The 1,626-nt window shown below is 33.3% G+C and carries 1 protein-coding gene; it reads right to left on the bottom strand.

Going from position 1 to position 1,626, the window contains the following annotated elements:
* Positions 1-1,151 (bottom strand): hypothetical protein (locus Aba26S_RS20860; RefSeq protein ID WP_252322573.1); only part of this gene is annotated, 1,151 nt, incomplete at its 3' end.
* Positions 1,152-1,626 lie beyond the last annotated feature (475 nt).

Below are 1,626 nucleotides of genomic sequence, written 5' to 3'. Positions count from 1 at the left end.
TTGTATAGTTTTAACCAGCGTATATCTGTTGGTGGCATTACACCTAGTTGTCTTGCTGTTAATACAACCTCACACAAAATAGTTCTTACATATGCATGGTTTTTAAAAATCTTAGTAGCAACGGGATGTTTAATGTATTTGTGAATTCTTTTTCTAAGGAAATCAAAATTAAACCCTACAAGCTTACGATCGCCCTCAACATACTGATTTTCAATTGCAAACAATGGGTTGTTAGGTATATTTTTTGTGCAAATATCCCAATAGTAATTAATTAATGTTGTTGAATCTTTTTTGATTTTACGGAACTCTTCATCATCCATAGATTCATCGGTTGCACATGCTACTGGTAAATACAAAGCTAGCAAAATTGTATCAACATCGGATAAATACGATAATTCATCGGGTGATGTTTCTTTTGAATTATCAAGGGTTATCCAAAGATCCCCTAGTTGTTCACGTAAGACATTTAAAAACTTCTCTTCATCTATGATAGGTACTGTTTCACTTTTATCATTATATTCTTTCGTTACTCCGTTGATTGTAATGTTCACAAGGCGCTCTTTAGTTCCTGTAATTAACTCATGCCTATTTGCAAACTCATAAGTTGAATCTAGCGCTTTAAAATGACCATTGTTCGTATCATATTTTGACAAGTCTAATGGACCAAAAACCTGTAAGTGTCTTTGGTTTGGAATTTGTTCCTCTATGAACTCTTCTAGGTTCATGCTTTTGATAAAGCCCCGTGCTGGATGCTCGCTGTTGAAGCGGTCATAAGCTTTCTTTATCCAAGGTGTTGCCAGCAAAAATATTAATAAATTCCATGCTTGACTGGCTTTTGAAATTTGAAAAATAGTGACTTCGCTAAACTTATTTTGACAAAATAATGGAAGCCAATTGTTTGTTGGTTTACATAGGTGTTCTGTTGAATACACCAACTCACTTAGTAGAGGCACGTAGTTAAGCCCGATAGCTTTGAATATGCTATGTATCCACCATAGAGGAATAATTAAAATACCTTTTGTGTATACTAAAAACCCTACAATTTGAGGTTTATAAGCAAACCATACAGCCAAAAAAGCCACTAAAACCATAACAACAGTAAATATATAAATATGATTCTCATGTACAAGCTTATCTTTTGGATCTGCCATTTTATAGCCTATTAATATGTGTATTGTTGGGTATTATATAGTTAATATTGGTTTTAATCTAATTCCCCTTAAACCTTTTAAGGATTTTAAGTCTGGTTTTAAGCTCTTGACTAAAGTGGCATTTAATACCTTTTAAAGCTTAAATCAGGTCAATCTCAACACTAAGCCAGTATTCTTGGTCAAATACTAAAAAGAATGAATAAGAAGCCCTCCCCTACTAGACATTTAAGTGGATTAACCGCCTATATAATAAATTTCTCTATAAATATTGTTGGTAGTCTTTTTATTGAATAGGGCACTCCCCTACTCAGCTAATATAGATCATTTTCAGTTGTGCATTTCACAACGTCTACTCATTTATTTAACTGTAAGTAGTAGTAAGCCCTCCCCTCTTCTTGGCAACTCCATTTTTATCAGTCTGATAATGAATAAATCAACGATTTAGAATCGAAAAACCGTTATCAGCCTAATAATG

The sequence above is a fragment of the Acinetobacter sp. NBRC 110496 genome (genome assembly GCF_000876115.1).
Taxonomy (GTDB): Bacteria; Pseudomonadota; Gammaproteobacteria; order Pseudomonadales; family Moraxellaceae; genus Acinetobacter.
The sequence above is the reverse complement of the archived record's forward strand: the minus strand, read 5'-3'. Positions and strand labels throughout refer to the sequence as shown.